Source organism: Streptomyces sp. NPDC043812, assembly GCF_056436245.1.
On the sequence record NZ_JBWKCY010000030.1, the window covers coordinates 1 to 14,868 of the forward strand.

Here is a 14,868-nt window from a genome sequence, read left to right on the forward strand (position 1 = left end):
CACCATGCCCAAGCCCGGAGAACTCACTTTCGTCGCGCCCCGCGGAGCCAAGAAGCCGCCGCGGCATCTTGCCGACCTCACGCCCGCCGAGCGCAAGGACGCCGTCGCCGCGATCGGCGAGAAGCCCTTCCGCGCCAAGCAGCTGTCGCAGCACTACTTCGCGCGGTACGCCCACGACCCCGCGCAGTGGACCGACATCCCTGCCTCCGCACGCGAGAAGCTCGCCACGGAGCTGCTGCCCGACCTGATGTCCGTCGTGCGGCACATCTCGTGCGACGACGACACCACGCGCAAGACCCTGTGGCGGCTGCACGACGGGACGCTGGTCGAGTCCGTTCTGATGCGTTACCCGGACCGGGTCACGATGTGCATCTCCTCGCAGGCGGGCTGTGGGATGAACTGCCCGTTCTGTGCGACCGGGCAGGCTGGGCTCGACCGCAATCTGTCGACCGCCGAGATCGTGCACCAGATCGTCGACGGCATGCGCGCCCTGCGTGACGGCGAGGTCCCCGGCGGGCCGTCCCGGCTGTCGAACATCGTGTTCATGGGCATGGGTGAGCCGCTGGCCAACTACAAGCGGGTCGTCGGCGCCATCCGCCGGCTGACCGACCCCGAGCCGGACGGCCTCGGTCTCTCCCAGCGTGGGATCACCGTCTCCACGGTCGGCCTGGTGCCCGCGATGCAGCGTTTCTCCGACGAGGGCTTCAAGTGCCGTCTCGCCGTCTCGCTGCACGCACCGGACGACGAACTGCGCGACACCCTCGTCCCGGTCAACACCCGCTGGAAGGTCCGCGAAGTTCTCGACGCCGCCTGGGAGTACGCGGAGAAGTCGGGCCGCCGTATCTCCATCGAGTACGCGCTGATCCGCGACATCAACGACCAGGCGTGGCGAGGCGACCTGCTGGGACGCCTGCTCAAGGGCAAGCGGGTCCATGTGAACCTGATCCCGCTCAACCCGACCCCGGGTTCGAAGTGGACCGCGTCGCGCCCCGAGGACGAGAAGGCGTTCGTGGACGCCATCGCCGCCCACGGCGTGCCGGTCACCGTCCGGGACACACGCGGCCAGGAGATCGACGGCGCCTGCGGACAGCTGGCGGCGCAGGAACGGTGACCGCAGGGCCCTCGGCCATGGCTGATACTGTGCCCTGTGCATTCGCACAATCGAACAAAGAAGCATTCCGACAGGGGAGCGCAGAACAGCGCTGAGAGTGCGGCGAGGCCTTCACGGCCACGGGCCGCAGACCCTCGGACCTGATCCGGGTCATACCGGCGTAGGGAGTCAGCACCATTATGAACAGCCAGCTTCGGCGTGCCATCGGCACCGCGCTCGCCGCCGCCGTCGGCGTCACCACCCTCGCGGCGTGCGGGGAGGAGTCCAAGGATTCCGGCACGGGCAAGGGGTCCAAGACCGTGACGCTCGTCAGCCACGAGTCGTTCGCCGCCTCCGACGCGGTGCTCAAGGAGTTCACCAAGCAGACCGGGTACACGGTCAAGGTGCTCAAGAGCGGGGACGCGGGCGCCGCGCTCAACAAGGAGATCCTCACCAAGGGCTCCCCGCAGGGCGACGTCTTCTTCGGCGTCGACAACACCCTGCTCTCACGGGCCCTCGACAACGACCTGTTCGTCCCGTACGAGGCCGAGGGCCTCGGCCAGGTCGCGGACGCGGTGCAGCTCGACGCGGACAAGCACCGTGTCACGCCCGTCGACACCGGCGACATCTGCGTGAACTACGACAAGAAGTACTTCGCCGACAAGAAGCTCGCGCCGCCGAAGACGTTCGCGGACCTCGCGAAGCCCGAGTACAAGAACATGCTCGTCGTGGAGAACGCCGCCACCTCCTCGCCCGGTCTCGGCTTCCTGCTCGGCAGCGTCGGCGCGTTCGGCGAATCCGGCTGGCAGGACTACTGGAAGAAGCTCAAGGCCAACGGCGTCAAGGTCGTCGACGGCTGGGAGCAGGCGTACAACGAGGAGTTCTCCGGTTCCGCGGGCGGCAAGAAGGCCAAGGCCGACCGGCCCCTCGTGGTCTCGTACGCCTCCAGCCCGCCCGTCGAGGTCCTCTATGCTGACCCGCAGCCCGCCGAGGCCCCCACAGGGGTCGCCACCGGCACCTGCTTCCGGCAGATCGAGTTCGCCGGACTGCTTCAGGGAGCCAAGAACGAAAAGGGCGGCAAGGCGCTGCTGGACTTCCTGGTCACCAAGAAGTTCCAGGAGGACATGCCGCTGAACATGTTCGTGAACCCGGTGATCGAGGGTGCGCAGCTTCCGGAGCTGTTCACCAAGCATGGTGTCGTCGTCGACGAGCCCGAGACCGTCGCCCCCGGCACGATCGCCGCGAACCGTGAGCAGTGGGTCCGGTCGTGGTCCTCGCTCGTCCTGAAGTAAGGAAGTCCCTGCGCGGGAACGCGGCGCGGCTCGCCCTGATCGCCGGGCCCGTCGTGTTCTTCGCCGTCTTCTTCGCCTACCCCGTCACCGCGATCGTGGGCAGGGGACTCCGCGCCGAAGGAACCTGGCAGTTCGGCCGGTTCGGCGAGGTCCTCGGGCGTTCCGACATCCTGCACGTCCTGTGGTTCACCACCTGGCAGGCCCTCGCCTCCACAGTGCTCACCCTGCTGATCGCGCTGCCCGGCGCCTATGTCTTCGCCCGGTTCGACTTCCCGGGCAAGCGGGTGCTGCGTGCCGTGGTGACCGTGCCGTTCGTGCTGCCGACCGTCGTCGTCGGCACCGCGTTCCTCGCGCTCCTCGGCCGGGGCGGCCTGCTCGACGAACTGTGGGGGCTGCGGCTGGACACCACGGTCTGGGCCATCCTCCTCGCACACGTCTTCTTCAACTACGCGGTGGTCGTCCGCACCGTCGGCGGCCTGTGGTCGCAGCTGGACCCGCGCCAGGAGGAAGCCGCCCGTGTGCTGGGCGCCGGACGGTTCGCGGCCTGGCGGCGGGTGACGCTGCCCGCCCTCACGCCGTCCATCGCGGCCGCCGCTCTCATGGTCTTCCTGTTCACCTTCACTTCCTTCGGCGTGGTGCAGATCTTGGGCGGCCCGGCCTTCTCCACGCTCGAAGTCGAGATCTACCGGCAGACGGCGGAGTTCCTCGACCTGCCGACGGCTGCCGTGCTCACGCTCGTGCAACTCGTGGCGGTCGTCGCGGTCCTCGTCGTGCACGCCCGGACCGTGCGCAAGCGGGAGAGCGCGCTGAAGCTCGTCGACCCGGCCCGCACGGCCCGCCGACCGCGGGGTGCGGCCCAGTGGTCACTGTTCGGCGGTGTCCTCGTCACCGTCGTCCTGCTCCTGATCGCACCGCTCGTCGTGCTCGTCGAACGGTCCTTCGACACCCCCGGCGGCTATGGCCTCGACTACTACCGCGCGCTCACCCGTCTCGACGAGAGCGGCGGGGCGTTCCTTGTCCCGCCGATCGAGGCCGTGGCCAACTCCCTTCAGTACGCGCTCGTCGCGACCGCCGTCTCGGTCGTGGTCGGCGGGCTCGCCGCAGCGGCGCTCACCGTCACCCGGACTCCGTCCGGACGGCTCGTGCGCGGGTTCGACGCCCTGCTGATGCTGCCCCTCGGGGTTTCGGCCGTGACCGTCGGCTTCGGCTTCCTGATCACCCTCGACGAGCCGCCCCTGGACCTGCGGGCCTCGTGGATGCTGGTGCCCCTGGCGCAGGCGCTGGTCGGCATCCCCTTCGTCGTACGGATCATGGTTCCGGTCCTGCGTGCCGTGGACGACCGGCTGCGCGAGGCAGCGGCCGTGCTCGGCGCATCGCCACTGCGGGTCTGGCGTGAGGTCGATCTGCCGCTCGTGCGCAGGGCGCTGCTGGTGGCCGCGGGATTCGCGTTCGCCGTCTCCCTCGGCGAGTTCGGTGCCACGGTCTTCCTCGCCCGCCCGGACAACCCGACCCTGCCCGTCGCCGTGGCTCGCCTCCTCGGCCGCCCCGGCGAGCTCAACTACGGGCAGGCGATGGCGCTCAGCACGATCCTGATGGTCGTGTGCGCGGTCGCACTGCTCCTCCTCGAACGAATCCGCACCGACACGACCTCCAGGGAGTTCTGATGACGCTGCTGGAACTGGAGGGCGTCAGCGTACGGTTCGGATCGCGCCCTGCGCTCGACGCGGTGGACCTCGAGGTCGCCGAGCACGAGATCGTCTGTGTGCTGGGTCCCAGCGGCAGTGGCAAGTCCACCCTGCTCAGGGTGGTCGCGGGACTTCAGCAGGCCGACGCCGGACGGGTGTTGCTAGCGGGAGCCGACCAGGCGGGCGTGCCCGCCCACCGGCGCGGCGTCGGGCTGATGTTCCAGGACCATCAGCTCTTCCCGCAGCGCGATGTGGCGGGCAACGTCGCCTTCGGTCTGCGTATGCGAGGCGTGGGTAGGGGCGAACAGGGCGGACGGGTCGACGAGTTGCTCGAGCTGGTCGGTCTGCCGGGGGCGCAGCGTCGCTCCGTCGCCGCACTGTCCGGTGGCGAACAGCAGCGGGTGGCGCTCGCCCGGGCGCTCGCGCCGGAGCCGAAGCTGCTGATGCTCGACGAGCCCCTCGGCCAGTTGGACCGCGGGCTGCGCGAAAGGCTCGTCGTCGAACTGCGCGGGCTGTTCGGCCGGCTCGGTACCACCGTGCTCGCCGTCACCCACGACCAGGGCGAGGCTTTCGCACTCGCGGACCGCGTCGTCGTCATGCGGGACGGGCGCATCGCCCAGGCCGGCACTCCGCTGCAGGTGTGGCAGCGGCCGGCGTCGGGATTCGTGGCCCGTTTCCTCGGCTTCGACAATGTCGTGCCCGCGACGGTGAGCGGCTCGGTCGCCGACACCGTCTGGGGCAAGGTCCCGGTCCCGGACGGCTCGCCGCAGGGCGAACGCACCCTTCTCGTACGGCCGCCCGGCGTCCGCCTCACGGAACCGGGCCAGGGCCTGGAGGCAGTCGTCGCCTCGCGCACCTTCCGCGGCAGCCATGTCGCGGTACGGCTCCGGCCCGCGGACGGTCCCGCGCTGGAGGCCGAATGCTCCCTGCGGGACGCTCCGGAGGAGGGGGCGGCCGTCGGCGTCGTCTTCGCCGCGGACGACGTGGTGGTCCTGGACCGGGACGACTGACGGACCGTATTCGGCGCCGTCCCTGTTACGTGCCGTCCCGCAGCCGCCGCAGCGCCTGCGGCGCCTCGTCGACCGAGTCGACCAGTGCGATACGGGTCTCCATCGACCGGTCCCGGGCGAGCGACTGCAGCAGCGGCCAGGCGGGCAGACACTCCGTCCAGTGGGCCCGGTTCACCAGCACCATGGGAGTCGGCTCGCCGCGCGATTCGTAGTAGTTCGGGGTCGCGTTGTCGAAGATCTCCTGCACGGTCCCGGCAGCGCCCGGCAGGAAGATCACGCCCGCGCCGGACCGGGCGAGCAGACCGTCCTCGCGGGTGGCGTTGGCGAAGTACTTGGCGATGTGCCCGGCGAACGCGTTCGGCGGCTCATGACCGTAGAACCAGGTCGGGATGCCGACGGAGTCACCGCCGTCCGGCCAGCGCCGGCACACCTCGAAGGCCGCCTGCGCCCAGTCCGTCACCGAAGGGGTGAACGACGGTGCCTTCGCGAGGAGTCGCAGCGCGTCCTCCAGCATCTCCTCCGGATGCGGGGCGGCGTAGGCGCCGAGGTTGGCGGCCTCCATCGCACCGGGCCCGCCGCCGGTCGCCACGGTGAAACCGCCGCGGGCAAGGTCCCTGCCCAGCCGCGCGGCACCCGCGTACGCCGGGGTGCCCCGGCCCATCGCGTGCCCGCCCATCACGCCCACCACCTGTGCGCCGACGAGGAGTTCGTCCAGGGCGTCGGAGATGGCGTCGTCGTGGATCGAGCGGAGCATCGAGGCGAAGATGTCACCGTCGGCCTTGGTGCGCTGGAACCATGCGTACGTGAGGGCGTCGGGCGTGGCGTCGTATCCGCCGTCGAGTCCCGAGAAGAGCTCGTCGGCGGTGTACAGCAGTCCGCGGTACGGGGAGAACGGCAGATCCGGCACCGGCGGGAAGACGAGTGCACCATCCGCGCGGACCTTGGCCGCCGCGTCGGCTTCCATGGCACATCCCAGGAACACCGAACCGCCGGTGTCGCGATCGAGCAGTGCGGCCGTGCGGTGCGTGAGATCGACCGCCTGAACCCGATGCCCGGTGAGCGGACCCCGCGAGACGACCTCGTCGAACTCCTCGAGTGATTCGATCTCGTTGTCGTGTGCATGGCTCCCGGAGTGCGTCATGGGCCCACGATAGGCATCCGGGACGGGTACGCGGCGCCGGGGCCCACGCCCCGAAGAGCCCGGACCGTCGGATCGGTCGCGGGCACGGGCTCCCGGGACGGGGCCTAGCCCTTCAGCGGCGCCGCCGCCAGGGCGGCCACCGTCCATGTCAGCGGCCCGAACAGCAGCAGCAGGGCCAGGGCGCGCAGCGCCGCCGCCTGACGCAGCGCCGTCGGGTGCGCGCCCAGCTGCAGCAGGGCGGCCGTCGTCGCGGTGCGCGACTGCCGGGCCTCCAAAGCCGCCGTCAGCAGCGTCGAGATGGTGCAGACGATGATCAGCGTCGCGCCCAGCGATGTCAGGGGACCCCAGGGGCGCGGCGTGTTCCCGTACAGCACGGTCGCCGCCAGCGTCCCCGAAGCCACCGCGCACACCACGCCGAGGGGCCGGCCGATGCGGCGGGACTCCTCCATGAGCACACGGCCGGCCAGCAACCGGGTCGCGCCGGGACGCACTGCCTGCAGTACGCGGCCGCACAGATGGGTGAGAGCCGGACCGGCCAGCCAGAGTCCGATCGCGGTCAGCGCCCAGCCTGCGAGCACACCGGCGGGGTGCCCGGCGACCTGGCCGGGTACGGGCAGTTCGTCGCCGGACGGGCGGCCGCTCGCGTACGTCTCGACGGCGAGTCCCACGGCAATCAGGGCGACACCCCACGGCAGCCCCGCGGGGGTGGTCGCGGGCGCCCCGTCCTCTCCCTGTTCGGACGACCGGGGCCGCAGCGCAACGGCGGCCGAGACCGACGCCGCAACGGGCACGAGCGCCAGCAGAGTCAGAGCCGCGCCCAGCGGAAGCGATTCGTCAGCCGCGAGCAGTTCGGCGGCCGCCCCGTCGAACGGCAGCCCGGCCAGGTCGCCCCGCAGATGCAGGAAGAACAGCAGGGCGACCGCGCTTCCGAGCGTCGCGGCCACGGCGGTGGTCGCCGCAGCGAAAACGGTCAGCCGGGCGGGGCCGAGGCCCACGGCCGACAGACCGGCCCGCGGGCGGGTCCCGGGGTCGGTGCGGGCCACGGCCACCGCGAAGTAGACCGTCGCGGCGAGCGGGATCAGGCACCACAGCAGACGCAGAGTGGCGGCCCCGGAGTCGGCCGGGTGGGACAGCGCGTACGTCAGCGTGCACAGAAGCAGAAACCCGACGCCCGCGGACGCCGCGGCCACCATCAGCCGCCGCAGTTGTACGAGGGCATCGGCGCCGCGGGCTAGACGGAGAGCGAGCACGCGGCGCGGCCTTCCGCGTCGTAGGAGGCCGGGGAGCCCGCCCGGCGCCCGTCCGCGATGACGACGGTCCGGTCGGCGATCGCCGCCACGTCGGGGTCGTGCGTGGCGAGCACCATGGTGATGCGGTGCGACCTGGCCGCCGCGGTGACCGTACGCAGGACATGGGCCCGGTCGATGCTGTGCAGCGTCGCGGTCGGCTCGTCGGCGAACAGGACGGATGGCGTGGTGACCAGGGAGCGGGCCACGGCGACGCGCTGCTGCTCGGCGCGGACGAGGGCGTAGGGCCGTTTCTCGGCAGCCGCGCCGATGTCCAGGCGCTCCATCCACTCCATGGCGGCGGTCTTGGCGGCGCGACGGGAGACCCCGCGCAGCAGCAGGGGGAGCGCCGCGTTCTCCCATGCCTTGAGTTCGGGGACGAGGGTCGGTTCGGGGTCGATCCAGCCGAACCGGTCGCGACGCAGCCGCTCGCGCTGCAGCGGGGGCATCGTGTGCACAGGGGCGCTGTTGAACCACACCTCGCCCTGCTGCGGGACGAGTTGGCCGGACAGGCACTGCAGCAGCGTGGTCTTTCCGCTGCCGCGCGCACCGCACACGGCGAGGATCTCGCCCTCCCGCACGCCGAGCGACACACCGACGAGCGCCGGCGAGCCGCGGTGGGCGTGGTGCAGGGAACGAGCCCAGATCACATCGTTGTCCGGCGGGGCAACCATGGCGTACACCTCGGTTCTGATCAGATTTCCGGCCCCCCGTACGGGGGAACGAAGACAGGGCCGATCGGTCACTGGGCACGCTAAGGAGTCACTGCCGGGGTCCTGGGAAGCACGCGGCCCGGGCACCGTCCATCTCACTCGGATGGAGGTACCCGGGCCGGTGACGCAGGGGCCGCAGCGGGGTCGGCGGGGAGACTAGAGCTTCGTCCACGCCTCTGTGAGCACGGCGCGCAGGATCTGCTCGATCTCGTCGAACGTCGACTGGTCGGCGATCAGCGGCGGCGCGAGCTGGATGACCGGGTCGCCACGGTCGTCGGCGCGGCAGTACAGGCCGTTGTCGTACAGCGCCTTGGAGAGGAAGCCGTACAGGACGCGCTCGGTCTCCTCGTCGTTGAAGGACTCCTTGGTGGCCTTGTCCTTCACCAGCTCGATGCCGTAGAAGAAGCCGTTGCCGCGGACGTCGCCGACGATCGGCAGGTCATGCAGCTTCTGCAGCGTGGACAGGAAGTTGCCCTCGTTGTCCAGGACGTGCTGGTTGAGGCTCTCGCGCTCGAAGATGTCGAGGTTGGCGAGGCCCACGGCTGCGGAGACCGGGTGGCCGCCGAAGGTGTAGCCGTGCAGGAAGGTGTTGTCGCCCTTGTAGAACGGCTCCGCCAGGCGGTCGGAGATGATGCAGGCGCCGATCGGGGAGTAGCCCGAGGTCATGCCCTTGGCGCAGGTGATCATGTCCGGCACGTAGCCGAACTTGTCGCACGCGAACGTGGTGCCGAGCCGGCCGAAGGCGCAGATGACCTCGTCGGAGACGAGCAGCACGTCGTACTGGTCGCAGATCTCGCGGACCCGCCGGAAGTATCCGGGCGGGGGCGGGAAGCAGCCGCCCGCGTTCTGGACGGGCTCCAGGAACACCGCGGCGACGGTCTCGGGCCCCTCGAACAGGATCTGCTGCTCGATCTGGTCGGCGGCCCAGCGGCCGAAGGCCTCGGGGTCGTCGCCATGGATCGGGGCGCGGTAGATGTTGGTGTTCGGCACCTTGTGCGCGCCGGGGACCAGCGGCTCGAACGGCGCCTTCAGGGCGGGCAGACCGGTGATGGACAGGGCCCCCTGCGGGGTGCCGTGGTAGGCCACCGCACGCGAGATGACCTTGTACTTGGTGTGCTTGCCCTGCAGCTTGAAGTACTGCTTGGCGAGCTTCCAGGCGGTCTCGACCGCCTCGCCGCCGCCGGTCGTGAAGAAGACCTTGTTGAGGTCGCCGGGCGCGTGGTTGGCCAGACGCTCGGCCAGCTCGATCGCCTTCGGGTGCGCATAGGACCACACCGGGAAGAAGGCGAGCTCCTGGGCCTGCTTGTAGGCGGTCTCGGCGAGCTCGTGCCTGCCGTGACCGGCGTTGACGACGAACAGGCCGGCGAGACCGTCCAGGTAGCGCTTGCCCTTGTCGTCGTAGATGTAGGTGCCCTCGCCACGCACGATGGTGGGCACGGGTGCGTGCTCGTACGACGACATGCGGGTGAAGTGCATCCACAGGTGGTCGTAGGCAGTCTTGGAGAGGTCCTGGCTCACGGCTATCGGGTTCCCCACATATAGGTCTGCTTCTTGAGCTTGAGGTAGACGAAGCTCTCGGTGGAGCGCACGCCGGGGAGCGCGCGGATCCGCCTGTTGATCACTTCGAGCAGGTGGTCGTCGTCCTCGCAGACGATCTCCACCATCAGGTCGAAGGAGCCCGCGGTCATCACCACGTACTCGCATTCGGCCATGGCCGTGAGCGCATCCGCCACAGGGTCGAGGTCGCCCGAGACCCTGATGCCGACCATCGCCTGGCGTCGCAGGCCCACGGTGAGCGGGTCGGTGACGGCGACGATCTGCATCACGCCCTGATCGAGCAGCTTCTGGACGCGCTGTCGCACGGCCGCTTCGGAAAGGCCCACGGCCTTGCCTATCGCGGCATAAGGACGGCGGCCGTCCTCCTGGAGCTGTTCGATGATTGCGAGGGAGACCGCATCGATCGTCGGGGTCGACGAACCGAATCCGGTCCCGTTCCTGGAGTCTGCGCTACGACTGGCCACGACGACACTCTGCACTGGGACTCGTCGGTCTGGCAAGCCCTGAGTGATGAAATTCGTTGTTGAAGGGCGCGAATCTCACGGAATCCGAAGGAGCAGGGGGTCGGGCCTGTTGAAAACGTCTGAGAAGCGTTTAGGGTGGGGTGTCTCACCCATCGGACATCTCAAGGAGGGGTGGCAACAGTGACCACCGAGCCGCGTCGTCTGCGCAACTACATCAACGGGGAGTTCAAGGACGCCGCCGACGGACGGACGATCGACGTCGTCAACCCTGCCACCGGCGAGGTGTACGCCACGTCGCCGCTCTCCGGCCAGGCGGACGTCGATGCCGCCATGGACGCTGCCGCGGCCGCTTTCCCCGCATGGCGCGACACCACGCCGGCCGAGCGCCAGAAGGTGCTGCTGAAGATCGCCGATGCCTTCGAGGAGCGCGCCGAGGACCTGATCGCGGCCGAGTCGGAGAACACGGGCAAGCCGCTGGGGCTGACCCGCACCGAAGAGATCCCGCCGATGGTGGACCAGATCCGCTTCTTCGCGGGCGCCGCGCGCATGCTCGAGGGCCGCTCCGCCGGCGAGTACATGGAGGGCATGACCTCCATCGTCCGCCGCGAGCCGGTCGGTGTCTGTGCGCAGGTCGCACCGTGGAACTACCCGATGATGATGGCGGTGTGGAAGTTCGCCCCGGCGCTGGCCGCGGGCAACACCGTGGTGCTGAAGCCGTCCGACACCACGCCCGCGTCGACTGTGCTGATGGCCGAGATCATCGGTGCGATCGCCCCCAAGGGCGTCTTCAACGTCGTCTGCGGCGACCGCGACACGGGCCGCGCGATGGTCGAGCACCCGACCCCCGCCATGGCCTCCATCACCGGCTCGGTACGCGCGGGCATCCAGGTCGCCGCCTCCGCGGCCAAGGACGTCAAGCGCGTCCACCTGGAGCTCGGCGGCAAGGCTCCGGTCGTGGTGTTCGAGGACACCGACATCGCCAAGGCCGTCGAGGACATCTCGGTGGCGGGCTTCTTCAACGCCGGACAGGACTGCACGGCGGCGACGCGCGTGCTCGTGCAGGACTCCATCCACGACGAGTTCGTCGCCGCGCTCGCCAAGGCGGCGGCCGAGACCAAGACGGGTGCGCCGGATGACGACGACGTGCTCTACGGGCCGCTGAACAACGCCAACCAGTTGGACCAGGTCACCGGCTTCATCGACCGGCTGCCGGCGCACGCCAAGGTCGAGGCGGGCGGCCAGCGGGTCGGCGACAAGGGCTACTTCTACGCCCCGACCGTCGTCTCCGGCCTCAAGCAGGACGACGAGATCATCCAGAACGAGGTCTTCGGCCCGGTCATCACCGTCCAGTCCTTCTCGGACGAGGCCCAGGCGCTGGACTGGGCGAACGGCGTGGAGTACGCGCTGGCGTCGTCGGTGTGGACGAAGGACCACGCGCGTGCCATGCGGATGTCCAAGTCGCTGGACTTCGGCTGCGTGTGGATCAACACTCACATCCCGCTGGTGGCGGAGATGCCGCACGGCGGCTTCAAGAAGTCGGGCTACGGCAAGGACCTGTCGTCGTACGGCTTCGACGACTACACGCGGATCAAGCACGTGATGACGTCGCTCGACGGCTGACCGGGCGCGCGGGACGCGGGGCGGGGAGTTCTTCCCCCGCCCCGCCTCTTGGAACACATCGCCGGCATACACATCTGGTCCGCACGATGGACCGAAAGAAACGCCCTAGCTAGCTTGAGAGGGTGTAACGGAACATGTGCAGGGTCCAGGATGGCTCGGCGGTCGGCTTCGTCGCATACTGCACGGCCCCCATGGCTGCGTAGAACGGAGCGGCGTTCGGATCCGAACCAACGATGAACTCCGATCGCCCAAGCTCGCGCGCCGTCTGGATCGCATGCTGCCAGAGAAGCTTGCCGTAACCCTTGCCGATCTCATCGGCGTCAACGAAGAGCTTGTCCAGGAGCAGGTCACCGTCCTCCTCGGTGAAACCGTAGAAGCCAAGACTCTTGCCGTCCTCCTCCAGGACGAAGACCGGGTTGTTCCGGACATAGGCATCTGGAATCGCCCGAGCCTCACCCGCCCAGTCGAAGTAGCCCGGTGGGTACCCCCAGTGGGTCGACGATCGATCCTGGAGCCCTTCAAGCTCGCCGGCCTCGTCAGGTTCGGCGCGTCGGATCCGCCAGGCACCGTTGGTTGACACGGCACGGACCACCCTTCTCGATCGCTGCCTGAAGCCGTCGATCCGACTAGATCACGGTTCCATGCCGGCGAGCCGCACCACCCGGAGAAGAGGACCAGCGCCGTCTACTACGCGAGCCGACAGGGAAGCGCGTATGGCGGCAGGTGGAAGACGACCAGCCAGTCCTTGTGCTCCTCGGCGAAGTCGAACAGCTCCTGCTGCAGGAGATCGCCACCCAGCGCACCCGCATCGGCGAACTCCTCGGTGAGATCCGAGACTTGGAAACCGCGTGGACCGAGGAGACCGTCCAACGGATCACCACCGACAACACCACCCTCAAGCAGCGGCTCCGACAGATCACCGCCGAAAACCGCACCCTCGACGAGCGACTCAAGGCCGGCCGTTCCAACCTCCGCTTCCAAGACCGGCGAGTCGCCGACCTCGAAGCCCGCCTCACCGAACCGGGACCCCCGACTGACCCTGTCCGGCCGGGCCCGCGGATGTCAGTGCTGCGGGCCATACTCGTGCCGCGGCGCCGCTCGGGCACCGGAACGAGGGGAGCAACATGGCTGAGGTGCTGGTCTTCCACCATGGACACGGGCTGACCGCCGGCGTTCGCGAGCTCGCCGAGCAGCTGCAACGGGCCGGACACACCGTCCACGTTCCAGACCTGTACGAGGGGCAGGTATTCGACAGCTTCGAGGAAGGCGTCGGCTACGCCGAGAACGCCGGGTTCGACACGATCACCGCGCGCGGAACCGCCGCCGCCGAGGGGCTGCCTGCGGAGCTCGTCTACATCGGGTTCTCGCTCGGCGTCCTGCCGGCGCAGAAGCTGGCCCAGACCCGCCCCGGGGCAAAGGGCGCACTGTTGCTCGAGGCATGCGTCCCGGTCTCGGAGTTCGGCGGTGCCTGGCCCCAGGACGTCCCGGTCCAGATCCACGGCATGGACGCAGATCCGTTCTTCGCCGGGGAGGGCGATGTGGACGCCGCCCGCGCGCTCGTCGAGACGGCGACGGATGCCGAGCTGTTCCTCTACCCCGGCGACAGGCACCTGTTCACCGACAGCAGCCTGCCGACCTACGTCGAACAGGCCGCGATGCAGGTCAACCATCGGGTGCTCGGCTTCCTCGACCGCATCAAGTAGGGCATCAACAACCTGATCCTGTCCGGCTGACGACCTCGCGGCCCGTCCACCGTTCCGGTGGACGGGCTGTCCCATGAGGTCACCCGGACGAGCTGCAGCAACGATCCCAACTCGCCGTCACGGACAGGTAGTCCGTGCATCGTCGAAGTTCAGAGCCGGTATCCGAGCTCCTGCGGTCGGTAGTTGCCTCCAAAGCATGGTCACCGATCTTGAACTGGATCTTCGTGTCGACCTCGATGAGCTTCCGGTCCACCGGGCGCGGGGCCGACGGTGGGCCGGTTCACCGCAGCGGGGTCGAATGGAGCGTGATCAGGACGCGCCAGGTGGACTCCGCCATGGCGCGCGGCGACGCTTCGATCGTGCCGTGGAGCCAGTCCGCCAGCAGGCCCGTGAACGCCGAGGCCACCGCCGAGGCGATCAGTTCCGGGGCGGGTGCACCCGCCAGTTCGCGTTCATGGCGGCTGCGGGCACGCAGCTCGCGGTGGAGCAGGGTGCCCAACGGGCCGCCGCCGCCCTCGCGCAACAGGCCGCGGTAGAGCTCCGCATGCGTCGACAGATCCGTGAAGAAGGCCGTCAGGGGCGCGGGCGGCGCCGCCGGGTCCGGCACGCCGCGCCAGGCGTGCAGCGCGTCCACCGCATCGCGTACGACCTCAGCGCAGGCGTCGACCGCCAGCGACTCGAGGTCCGCGTAGTGCACGTAGAACGTGGCCCGGCCCACCGAGGCCCGGCGGACGACCGCCGCCACACTGATCTCCTCCAGCGGATGCCCGGCGCACTCCTCGAACAGAGCGGCCCGCAGCCTCGACCTGGTGCGCTCCGCACGGGGGTCGGTCATCCCGCCACCAGCACGGCCGTGAGCGCGAGCGCGCCCGGCAGTGCCTGGGCCGCAAGGATGCGCCGGTTCGCCGTCAGGCCGCCGTACAGACCCGCGACGACAACGCACACGAGGAAGAAGACCTGGACGCGGTACCCCGTCGGGTCGGCGGCGATCATGCCCCATATCAGGCCCGCGGCCAGGAAGCCGTTGTACAGGCCCTGGTTGGCGGCCAGCGGGGCAGTGGCGCGCGCCATCTCCGCGTCGAAGCCGGAGAGTTCGCGGCCGGGCTTGCGCTGCCACAGGAACATCTCCAGGACCAGGATGTAGACGTGCAGCGCGGCCACCAGGCCGACAAGCACAAGGGCCGTTGCGTTCATCGCACACCTCGACTTATTGGACGTATGTCCATGAAGTATAGACACATGTCCACGATCGACAGGTTGTCGCCCAGTGTGCGCAGGCATCGACGCTGCGTCCATTGCCGCCATCG

General features: G+C 69.5%; 15 protein-coding genes and 1 riboswitch. Of the genes, 6 read left to right on the forward strand and 9 right to left on the reverse strand.

Going from position 1 to position 14,868, the window contains the following annotated elements; genetic code table 11:
- Nucleotides 1-4: 4 nt before the first annotated feature.
- The 4 genes from rlmN (at nt 5) to AC067Z_RS32460 (ending at nt 5,077) form a co-directional block, all read left to right on the forward strand.
- The gene (rlmN, locus tag AC067Z_RS32445) at nt 5-1,111 is read left to right on the forward strand and encodes a dual-specificity RNA methyltransferase RlmN (RefSeq protein ID WP_478793296.1); all 1,107 of its coding nucleotides are present in this window, start codon (nt 5-7) and stop codon (nt 1,109-1,111) included.
- 62 nt (nt 1,112-1,173) lie between these two features.
- Nucleotides 1,174-1,295, forward strand: a riboswitch (TPP riboswitch).
- A complete protein-coding gene (locus tag AC067Z_RS32450) occupies nt 1,291-2,382 on the forward strand; it encodes a thiamine ABC transporter substrate-binding protein (RefSeq protein WP_478793229.1) in 1,092 nt (363 codons plus the stop codon). It overlaps the preceding riboswitch by 5 nt.
- A gap of 38 nt (nt 2,383-2,420) precedes the next feature.
- Entirely contained in the window at nt 2,421-4,046 is a 1,626-nt protein-coding gene (locus tag AC067Z_RS32455) for an ABC transporter permease (RefSeq protein WP_478793297.1), read from the forward strand.
- On the forward strand, nt 4,046-5,077 hold the full coding sequence (locus AC067Z_RS32460; protein WP_478793230.1) for an ABC transporter ATP-binding protein: 1,032 nt from the start codon (nt 4,046-4,048) through the stop codon (nt 5,075-5,077). The genes AC067Z_RS32455 and AC067Z_RS32460 overlap by 1 nt, the downstream gene beginning before the upstream one ends.
- Nucleotides 5,078-5,102: 25 nt before the next feature.
- Here the strand turns inward: AC067Z_RS32460 and AC067Z_RS32465 are convergent, their stop codons facing one another.
- From AC067Z_RS32465 to AC067Z_RS32485, 5 genes are all read right to left on the reverse strand, one after another.
- Complete coding sequence (locus tag AC067Z_RS32465; protein WP_478793231.1) at nt 5,103-6,218, reverse strand: LOG family protein; 1,116 nt, start codon at nt 6,216-6,218, stop codon at nt 5,103-5,105.
- A 104-nt stretch (nt 6,219-6,322) separates the two neighbouring features.
- Nucleotides 6,323-7,468 (reverse strand): hypothetical protein, encoded by a 1,146-nt coding sequence (locus AC067Z_RS32470; RefSeq protein ID WP_478793232.1) that lies wholly within the window; start codon nt 7,466-7,468, stop codon nt 6,323-6,325.
- Nucleotides 7,450-8,178: an ABC transporter ATP-binding protein gene (locus tag AC067Z_RS32475; RefSeq protein ID WP_478793233.1), complete on the reverse strand. Its 729-nt coding sequence runs from the start codon at nt 8,176-8,178 to the stop codon at nt 7,450-7,452. Before AC067Z_RS32475 ends, AC067Z_RS32470 begins: the two co-directional genes overlap by 19 nt.
- Before the next feature lie 195 nt (nt 8,179-8,373).
- Nucleotides 8,374-9,753, reverse strand: a complete 1,380-nt coding sequence (locus AC067Z_RS32480) for an aspartate aminotransferase family protein (protein ID WP_478793234.1) — start codon at nt 9,751-9,753, stop codon at nt 8,374-8,376.
- Nucleotides 9,738-10,253: an Lrp/AsnC family transcriptional regulator gene (locus AC067Z_RS32485; protein WP_478793235.1), complete on the reverse strand. Its 516-nt coding sequence runs from the start codon at nt 10,251-10,253 to the stop codon at nt 9,738-9,740. Before AC067Z_RS32485 ends, AC067Z_RS32480 begins: the two co-directional genes overlap by 16 nt.
- A 165-nt stretch (nt 10,254-10,418) precedes the next feature.
- On the opposite strand from AC067Z_RS32485, the gene AC067Z_RS32490 reads away from it, so the two are divergent.
- Nucleotides 10,419-11,858 (forward strand): gamma-aminobutyraldehyde dehydrogenase, encoded by a 1,440-nt coding sequence (locus tag AC067Z_RS32490; RefSeq protein WP_478793236.1) that lies wholly within the window; start codon nt 10,419-10,421, stop codon nt 11,856-11,858.
- Nucleotides 11,859-11,967: 109 nt separating this feature from the next.
- Here AC067Z_RS32490 and AC067Z_RS32495 read toward each other — a convergent pair whose 3' ends face one another.
- Both AC067Z_RS32495 and AC067Z_RS32500 read right to left on the reverse strand, forming a co-directional pair.
- Entirely contained in the window at nt 11,968-12,438 is a 471-nt protein-coding gene (locus AC067Z_RS32495) for a GNAT family N-acetyltransferase (protein WP_478793237.1), read from the reverse strand.
- A gap of 107 nt (nt 12,439-12,545) precedes the next feature.
- A complete protein-coding gene (locus tag AC067Z_RS32500) occupies nt 12,546-12,839 on the reverse strand; it encodes a hypothetical protein (RefSeq protein ID WP_478793238.1) in 294 nt (97 codons plus the stop codon).
- A gap of 143 nt (nt 12,840-12,982) precedes the next feature.
- On the opposite strand from AC067Z_RS32500, the gene AC067Z_RS32505 reads away from it, so the two are divergent.
- Nucleotides 12,983-13,561 (forward strand): dienelactone hydrolase family protein, encoded by a 579-nt coding sequence (locus AC067Z_RS32505; RefSeq protein WP_478793239.1) that lies wholly within the window; start codon nt 12,983-12,985, stop codon nt 13,559-13,561.
- Between the two features lie 280 nt (nt 13,562-13,841).
- On the opposite strand, the gene AC067Z_RS32510 is transcribed toward AC067Z_RS32505, so the two are convergent.
- Nucleotides 13,842-14,396 (reverse strand): TetR/AcrR family transcriptional regulator, encoded by a 555-nt coding sequence (locus AC067Z_RS32510; protein WP_478793240.1) that lies wholly within the window; start codon nt 14,394-14,396, stop codon nt 13,842-13,844.
- On the reverse strand, nt 14,393-14,755 hold the full coding sequence (locus AC067Z_RS32515) for a DUF1304 domain-containing protein (RefSeq protein WP_478793241.1): 363 nt from the start codon (nt 14,753-14,755) through the stop codon (nt 14,393-14,395). Before AC067Z_RS32515 ends, AC067Z_RS32510 begins: the two co-directional genes overlap by 4 nt.
- Between the last annotated feature and the right edge of the window lie 113 nt (nt 14,756-14,868).

Excerpts from the sequence above, each read along its gene's own strand:
- rlmN (WP_478793296.1), top strand. The coding sequence starts at position 5 with ATGCCCAAGCCCGGAGAACTCACTTTCGTCGCGCCCCGCGGAGCCAAG.
- AC067Z_RS32450 (WP_478793229.1), top strand. The coding sequence starts at position 1,291 with ATGAACAGCCAGCTTCGGCGTGCCATCGGCACCGCGCTCGCCGCCGCC.
- AC067Z_RS32460 (WP_478793230.1), top strand. The coding sequence starts at position 4,046 with ATGACGCTGCTGGAACTGGAGGGCGTCAGCGTACGGTTCGGATCGCGC.
- AC067Z_RS32465 (WP_478793231.1), bottom strand. The coding sequence starts at position 6,218 with ATGACGCACTCCGGGAGCCATGCACACGACAACGAGATCGAATCACTC.
- AC067Z_RS32475 (WP_478793233.1), bottom strand. The coding sequence starts at position 8,178 with ATGGTTGCCCCGCCGGACAACGATGTGATCTGGGCTCGTTCCCTGCAC.
- AC067Z_RS32505 (WP_478793239.1), top strand. The coding sequence starts at position 12,983 with ATGGCTGAGGTGCTGGTCTTCCACCATGGACACGGGCTGACCGCCGGC.
- AC067Z_RS32510 (WP_478793240.1), bottom strand. The coding sequence starts at position 14,396 with ATGACCGACCCCCGTGCGGAGCGCACCAGGTCGAGGCTGCGGGCCGCT.
- AC067Z_RS32515 (WP_478793241.1), bottom strand. The coding sequence starts at position 14,755 with ATGAACGCAACGGCCCTTGTGCTTGTCGGCCTGGTGGCCGCGCTGCAC.